The organism is Jiangella asiatica (genome assembly GCF_004349065.1).
Lineage (GTDB): Bacteria > Actinomycetota > Actinomycetes > Jiangellales > Jiangellaceae > Jiangella > Jiangella asiatica.
Genome location: NZ_SMKZ01000023.1, coordinates 90,027 through 97,721, shown reverse-complemented (window position 1 = coordinate 97,721; position 7,695 = coordinate 90,027). Strand labels below are relative to the sequence as shown.

At 71.9% G+C, this 7,695-nt stretch carries 5 protein-coding genes; 4 read left to right on the top strand and 1 reads right to left on the bottom strand.

Annotation, left to right across the window (positions count from 1 at the left end; all coding sequences use genetic code 11):
* From E1269_RS17120 to E1269_RS17105, 4 genes are all read left to right on the top strand, one after another.
* The coding region (locus tag E1269_RS17120) for an ABC transporter substrate-binding protein (RefSeq protein ID WP_131896665.1) at nucleotides 1–1,509 on the top strand (1,509 nt) is incomplete at its 5' end.
* An 89-nt stretch (nucleotides 1,510–1,598) separates the two neighbouring features.
* Nucleotides 1,599–2,501 (top strand): dihydrodipicolinate synthase family protein, encoded by a 903-nt coding sequence (locus E1269_RS17115; protein ID WP_203433779.1) that lies wholly within the window; start codon nucleotides 1,599–1,601, stop codon nucleotides 2,499–2,501.
* Complete coding sequence (locus tag E1269_RS17110) at nucleotides 2,498–4,006, top strand: sulfatase-like hydrolase/transferase (protein WP_131896661.1); 1,509 nt, start codon at nucleotides 2,498–2,500, stop codon at nucleotides 4,004–4,006. Before E1269_RS17115 ends, E1269_RS17110 begins: the two co-directional genes overlap by 4 nt.
* 61 nt (nucleotides 4,007–4,067) lie before the next feature.
* On the top strand, nucleotides 4,068–5,978 hold the full coding sequence (locus E1269_RS17105) for a sialidase family protein (RefSeq protein ID WP_131896659.1): 1,911 nt from the start codon (nucleotides 4,068–4,070) through the stop codon (nucleotides 5,976–5,978).
* Between the two features lie 11 nt (nucleotides 5,979–5,989).
* Here E1269_RS17105 and E1269_RS17100 read toward each other — a convergent pair whose 3' ends face one another.
* The gene (locus E1269_RS17100) at nucleotides 5,990–7,516 is read right to left on the bottom strand and encodes a sulfatase family protein (protein ID WP_162606463.1); all 1,527 of its coding nucleotides are present in this window, start codon (nucleotides 7,514–7,516) and stop codon (nucleotides 5,990–5,992) included.
* Between the last annotated feature and the right edge of the window lie 179 nt (nucleotides 7,517–7,695).

The following is a 7,695-nucleotide window of genomic DNA, read 5'->3' as shown; positions in this document are numbered from 1 at the left end:
CTCCTACGCACCATAGGCATCACCGGTGCCGGCACACTCTTCGGCCTCCCCCTCCTCACCGCCTGCGGCAACGACGATTCGACCTCGGGCAACGCGACCGGCGGACGTCTCATCCTCGGCACGACCGAGATCATGCAGTTCGACCCCTACCTGACCAACTCGGCCATGCACATCCACACCTTCTACACGTATCTGATCGACTACACGGCCGCCGACGACTACACCCCGGTCCCCGCGGGTGCCGAGAGCTGGGAGCTGGCCCCCGATCACCTGTCCGGCACGATCACCCTGCGTGAGACCACCTTCCACACCGGCGACCCGGTCACCGCCGCCGACATCGTCGCCGGCATCGAGCGCGCGAAGAACCCGGAGGCCGGCTTCACGCAGACCGGGCCGGCCTCGTTCATCTCCACCGCCACGGCCGTCGACGAGCGCACCGTCCAGCTTGCCTTCACCGAGCCGACACCCGAGGGCCTCGTCCTGGACTGGATGTTCGCCTTCCCACTGGTTCCGGCGGCGAGCAACGTGCCGGCGACGCTGGAGACCGAGCCATCCGGCTCCGGACCCTTCCTCCTCGACACCTTCGAACGCGACCGCCGCCTCGTCCTCACCAAGAACCCCGACCACTGGAACGACGGCAAGCCGCACCTGGACGAGGTCGAGTACCGCTTCTTCAACGACGAGGAGGCACTGGTCGCGGCGCTGGAGTCCGGCGACGTCGACGGCGCGGTGTACCTGGCGTTGCGGCACGCCGAGCGCCTGGAGAGCCGGTTCACCCTGGTCCAAGGCGGCGGCCGGATGGACCTGTTCTTCATGAACGCCGCGCTGCCGCCGTTCGACAACAAGGCACTACGCCAGGCCGTCGCCCGCGCCATCGACCGCGAACGCATCATCGAACAGGTCCGCTTCGGCCTCGGCGAGCCCATCTACACCGCGTTCATGCCGCCGTCGCCGGCGTTCGACCCCGCCTACCTGGACTCACACAGCTTCGACCTCGACGCCGCCGCGGCCATGCTCGACGCCGCCGGCGGCCCCCGCCAAGCCGTCGCCGGCGTCGGCGACGAACCCGGCGCCATCGAGATTCTCCAAATCATCCAAGCCGACCTGGACAAGATCGGCTTCGAGCTCACCATCGACCCGATGGAACAGACGACGTTCCTCGAGGAGCTGTTCGCCAGCCGGCTGCAATGCTGTGTCGCCGCCCAGCCGAACAACCTGCAGAGCCCATCCCTGATCTCCCGCGGCCGGCAGATGCTGCCGAGCACCGAGAACGTGATGCTCGGCGCCGCGGTGCCCGACGCCTACATCCAGGCCGTCGCCGCCGCCCGGACGGCGATCACCGACGCGGACCGGCAAACGGCGTTCGCCCAGCTCAACGAGGTCCTGGTGGACGAGGCGTGGGCCATCGGCATCGCGACCCGTCCGTCGTTGTCGGCACTGCGCGACGGGGTGGACGGCCTGGCCGTCGACCCGCGCGACTTCCTGGTGCTCGACGACGTCGAGGCGTGAGCCAGCTGCCGACACGCGCACCGTCCACCTCATCCTCCGAGAAAGGCCAGGCCTTGACCGTGCTGAACCACTCCACGCCCAGTTCGCCGATGACCCTGCTGACCGCCGTGTTCACCCCGTTCCGCGCCGACGGCGAGCTGGACCTCGACGTCGTGGCCGCGCAGGCCGACGCCGCGGCGGGCTGGGGAGCCCGCGGTGTCTACGTCGGCGGGTCGGCGGGGGAGGGCGCCTCGATGACGACGGCGGAACGGAAGGCGCTGTTGGAACGCTGGTGCGGCGAGGCGACGGGCCGGTTCGACGTCATCGCACACGTCGGTCACACCAGTCTGGCCGAGGCGCGGGACCTGGCCGCGCACGCTCAGCGGGTCGGCGCGGACGCGATCTCGGCGGTGCCGCCGTACTATCACCGCCCGGCGGACGCGCAGGCGGTGGTGGGGTTCATCGGGCGGGTGTGCGAGGCGGCGCCGGAGCTGCCGTTCATCTACTACCACATCCCGGGCATGACGGGCGTGAAGGTGCCGGCCAGCGCGGTGCTGCTGGCCGCGGAGGACCGCGTCCCGACCTTCGCCGGCGTCAAGTTCGCCGACGGCGACCTTGCCGACCTGCAGCGCTGCCTGGACCTGGCGGAGGACCGGTTCGAGGTGTACGTCGGCAGCGCCCGGCTGCTGCTGGCCTCGATGGGGATCGGTGCCCGGACGGCGATCGGCTCGGCCTACAACTTCACCGCGCCGCTGTACCTGCGGATGATCGAGCACGTCGAGCGCGGCGAGCTGCGCGAGGCACGGCGCTGCCAGGTGCTCGCACAGTCCGCGATCGAGGCGGTCGGCCGGTTCGGCGGCGAGCTCGCCGGGTTCAAGGCGGCATCCAGCCTGGTCGGGCCGGACTGCGGGCCGTGCCGGCCGCCGCTGGTCTCGCCGAGCGAGACCGAGCTGGCCGAGCTGCGCGAGCGGCTGGACACGTTCGGCCTGCTGCCAGCGGCGACGGGTCGATGACCGGCCGGCCGAACGTCCTGGTCATCCAGGCCGACCAGTTTCGCTCGGACTGCTTCGGCGCGGCCGGCAACCCGGACGTTCGCACCCCCGCGCTGGACGCGCTGGCCGCGGACGGCGTGCTGTACACCGACGCGTTCTGCCCGCTGCCGGTGTGCACGCCGTCGCGGTACTCCCTGCTGTCCGGCAGGTACGTGCACCAGCACGGCGGTTGGACCAACCGCAGCACGCTCGCGCCGGGTATCGACACGTTCCCGCGGGCACTGCGCCGGGCCGGGTACCGCACCGCGGCGGTCGGCAAGATGCACTTCACGCCGACCTATCTCGACGTCGGCTACGACAGCCTGCTCCTGGCCGAGCAGCACGGGCCCGGGCGGTACGACGACGACTACCACCGCGACCTGCGCGCGGCCGGGCTCGCGCCGGTGGTCGATCTGCTGGACCAGGAGGAACCGCTGCGGTCGTCGGCGGGGCCTGCGTACTGGACGACGTACGGCGCCGGCCGCTCCGATTTGCCGGAGGAGTGGCACTCCACGACGTGGATCGGCAACCACGCCCTGGCCGAGCTGGACGGCTGGGGCGACGGCGGCGGGCAACTGCTCCACGTGTCGTTCATCAAGCCGCACCACCCGTTCGACCCGCCGGCTCCGTGGGACGCGCTGTACGACCCGGCCGGGCTGCGCCTGCCGCCCGGCTGGACCGAGACGATCCCGGAGCCGGACCGGCGGCACGCGGAGGAGTACTTCGGCTACGACGGGCTCACAGAGTCGGCCCTGCGGACGGTCCTGGCGCACTACTACGCCACCATCACGCATCTGGACCACTGGATCGGGCTACTGCTGGAGCGGTTGCGCCGGCGCGGGCTGTACGAGGACACGCTGATCGTCTTCACATCCGACCATGGCGAGTACCTCGGCTTCCACCACCTGCTGCTGAAGAACGGTCCGATGTACGACCCGCTGGCGAAGGTCCCGCTGGTGGTGAAGTTCCCTGCCTCCGACGGCGCCGAGCGCGCCGGTGAACGCGACGGGTCGCTCGTCTCGCTGGTCGACGTCGCGACGACGGTGCTCGCGGCGGCCGGGTTGGAACCGGAGGCGCCCCTGCCCGGGCTGGACCTGGCCGACCCGGCGGCGGCCCGCGCCTGCGTCTTCGCCGAGAACCGGCACGGCCGGCCGGCCGCCATGGCCCGCACCGCCACCCGCAAGCTGCTGGCCTACGGCGACGACGGCGGAGACGCGTTCTACGACCTCGCCGCCGATCCGCACGAGCTGGACAACCGGATCGACGACCCCGCCTGCGCGGTCCAGGTTCGCGACCTGCGCGACGCGCTGGCCCGGTGGCTGTTCGACACGCCGCCGCCGGACTACCTGGACGAGCGGGCGCCACGCGTCGACCGCCCCAACGTCCCGCAGCCGGACCCGGACCGGCACACCGAGCACCGCGACTGGTTCGCCGCCCGTGTCACCGAGGCCGCCGCACGGCCCGGATTCGCGCCCTGGCGAGCCTGACGCACGTCCCGTTCCGTTCCCGCACGTACGAGCTGTTCCGCATCCCATTCGAAGGAGCACGATGTCGACGACGACACGTCGCAGGACCCGCTTGTCCATCACCGCCGGCCTGGCCGGTTTCGCCCTCGCGGCCAGCATTGGCGCGAGCGGAGCCGGCTGGGCGCCGGCGCCGGCGCAGGCGACACCCGATCGGGCGATCGAGATGTCCACCGTCTTCAGCCGCGGCGAGGATGGCTACCACTCCTTCCGCATCCCCGCCGTCGTGCAGGCCGTCGACGGCACCCTGCTGGCCTTCGCCGAGGGCCGGGTGAACAGCGCCAGCGATGACGGCGACATCGACATGGTGCTCAAGCGCTCCACCGACGGTGGGCGCACCTGGGGCGCACTTCAGGTCGTCTGGGACGCCGGCGCGAACAAGGTGGGCAACCCGGTCCCCGTCGTCGACCAGAGCACCGGGCGCGTGGTGCTCAACGTCACCCGCGCCGGCGGCGACGTGAGCGGTAACGACATCCAGTGCGGCGTGGCGGACGAGGAGCAGACCCGCCGCCCGTTCGTCCTCCACAGCGACGACGACGGCGCCACCTGGTCCGAGCCGGTGGACATCACCGCCGATGTGAAGCCCGCTGACTGGCGGCACATGGTCGGCGGGCCGGGCCACGGCATCCAGCTGACCGAGGGCGAGCACGCCGGGAGGCTGGTCATCCCGGGCAACCACAGCGTCGCACCGCCGGAAGGCTCCGGCCGGGACTGCTCGACCGGCGTCGACGCGGGCGGACACAGCCTCTACAGCGACGACGGCGGCACCACCTGGCAGCTGGGCGCGATCGACCAGCCCGGCGGCGCCGGTGGGCTGGTCCCCAACGAGACCTCCGTGGTCGAGCTGGCCGACGGCGGCGTCTACTTCAGCTCACGGGACCAGGGCACCAGTCCCGGCCAGCGGCTCGACACCGTCAGCAGCGACGGGGGAGCGTCGTTCGACCAGCCCTACGCGCCGGTCGACGGCGTGGTGACGTCGAAAGTACAGGGCTCGCTGCTCCGCCTGCCCGCGCAGCGCGGCGCGGCCGACCGCATCCTGCTCGCCGTGCCCGGTCACGCCACGGCGCGCGAGAACCTCACCCTGTGGTCCAGCTTCGACAGTGGCGCCAGCTGGTCGAGGGGAGCGCAGGTCTACGAGGGCCCGTCCGGTTACTCCGATCTCGTGGACCTCGGCGGGCGGCCGGGCCAGCGCGACGTCGGCGTGCTGTTCGAGAACGGCGAGCGGGTCTACGACGAGCGGGAGCTCGCCTATCACCACCGCATCAGCTTCGCGGTGGTCCCGGAGCGGCTGCTCGACCGGCCGGCCGGCGATCCGTCGACGACGCCGGACCGGTCCGGCCACGACCACGACGGCGCGGTCTCCTGGAGCCCTGGCACGGTGCCCGGCGTGTTCGGCCGGGCACTGGAGCTCGCCGGCGACTACGTGGAGCTCCCGCACCAGGAGGAGCTGGCCTTCGGCACCGGGGAGTTCACGGCGGCCGCCTGGTTCCGTTCCGAGCGCGAGTTCGACCAGGCCGTCATGTGGGCACACAACGGCGACGGCCTGTGGTGGATCCGTCTCGAGCCCGGCGCGGGCCGGATCCGCGCGCTGCTCGACGACGGCACCATCGCCAGGTACGTGTCGGTGCCCGGTGACTTCGCCGACGGTGAGTGGCACCACGTCGCGCTGACCAGGGACGACACCGGCGTCACACTCTACCTGGACGGGGCCGCGTCCACGGCCGCGCCGGTCGCCGGGTCGGTGTCCGCGGCGGCGCGCACCGGCATCAGGCTGGGTGCCCGCGTCGACGGCATCAACAACCCGCTGGTCGGCGCGATGGACGAGGCGTGGCTGTTCGGCCGGGCGCTGACGGCCGACGAGGTCCGGGCGCTCGCGGTGGAGAACGTCGCCACGGACCCGCTTCTGCACCTGCCGCTGAACCAGGTCGTCGGCTGAACGCCTACACGTCAGGGCGGCGCCGCCCAGTTCGGCACGGCCGGGCTGGGTGGCTGCCGGCGCCCGTTCATGACGTCCACGGCGCCGAGGACCTGGTCGAGCAGCTGCGGGAGCAGCTCGTAGCGCACCGCGACGGCGGCGGCGTCGTGCCACAGGTTGTAGCGCTCGGCGGGGTCGCGCCGCCGGTCGTAGAGCTCGCCGTCGGCGCAGCCGTGGTACCAGGTGAGCTTCCAGTCCGGAGTCGTGAGCGTGCGCGCCCGCATGGGCACGAAGTCGTCGTCGTTCTCCGTCAGGACACCGGCATGGCGCGGCAGCCGGGCCTCGCCGGCCCAGGCGGCGCGCATGCTGACCCCCTGGACGCCCTCGGGCGCGGGTACGCCGGCGTGGTCGAGCAGCGTGGGCGCCAGGTCGAGGGTGGAGGCCAGGTCGTCCAGTCGCGCGCCGGCACGGATCCCGGGGCCGCGGACGATCATCGGCGTCCGGATGGCGGAGTCGTAGTGGAACCCCTTGCCGGCCAGGCCGTGGTCGCCGAGGTACTCGCCGTGGTCGGTGGCGAAGACGACGACGGTGTCGTCGTCGAGCCCGGTGGCGCGCAGTGTCGCCAGGATCCGGCCGATCTGCTCGTCCAGCAGGGTCACCATGCCGTAGTAGATGGCCGTGGCCGCCTGCCAGTCGGCCGTCGTGTACCGGGTGTAGTCGTCCGGCGGGGTGCCGATGACGGGGTCGCGCCGGCCGGTCTCGCCGCGATGCGCGGCCAGCTGCAGGGCGGTCGCGCCGTCGGCCGCGCTCACGGGCGGGACCGGGACGGGCATCCGCGCGGGATCGTAGGCCGACGCGTACGGCTCGGGCACGGTGAACGGGTGGTGCGGGTCGGGGAAGGAGACCTGGAGGAAGAAGGGTTCGCCGTCGCGGGCGTGGTCCTCGAGGTACGCGGCGGCGCGGTCGACCACGTACTCGCCCGAGTGCGCGTCGGCGGGGAGCTCCCAGGTGTGCGTTCGCAGCGACCCGCTGGCGTTGTTGACCCCGGGCGCCATCGGGCGGGTCCGGGCGCGCCGCTCGGCGAGGTCCGGGACGCGCCGCTCGAGCCACGGCGTGAAATCCGGGCCGTACGTCCCCATGCCGTGTCCATTGACCAGGTCGACGTGCTGGAAGCCGTAGTAGTCGAAGTCCGGGCCCTGCTGGCCGACCGGCGGGATCAGCACGGCCTCGTCGGCCTGCGGCACGAGGTGGAGCTTGCCGACGGCCGCGGTCCGGTAACCGGCGGCCGCCAGCAGCCGGGGCAGGAACCGCGGGTCGTCCGGGGTGTGGCAGCCCACCATGCGCGATCGCAGCGCGGACGGGTAGCAGCCGGTGAGCAGGCAGGCCCGGCTCGGTGTACAGGTCGGCTGGGTGACCATGCACTGCGACAGCATCGTGCCGGCGGCCGCGAGAGCGTCGAGGTTCGGTGTCCGGCAGACCTCGTTGCCGAAACAGCCGAGCGCGTCGGCGCGCAGCTCGTCGGCGAGGATCACCACGATATTGGGACGAGACGGCGGCATCGTTTCACCCTCCGGTACGGGTTGCATTTCGGCGGAATTTTCGGTGCGGCCCTTGACACGGGACATCTGTAGGATATCTGCTAGGCACACATCGGTTGTCGTACCGATGTGCGGACAATAGCCAGCCCGCGGACACCGGTCCAGCCGGTCAGATCGACGCGATTGCTTCACGAACGTCT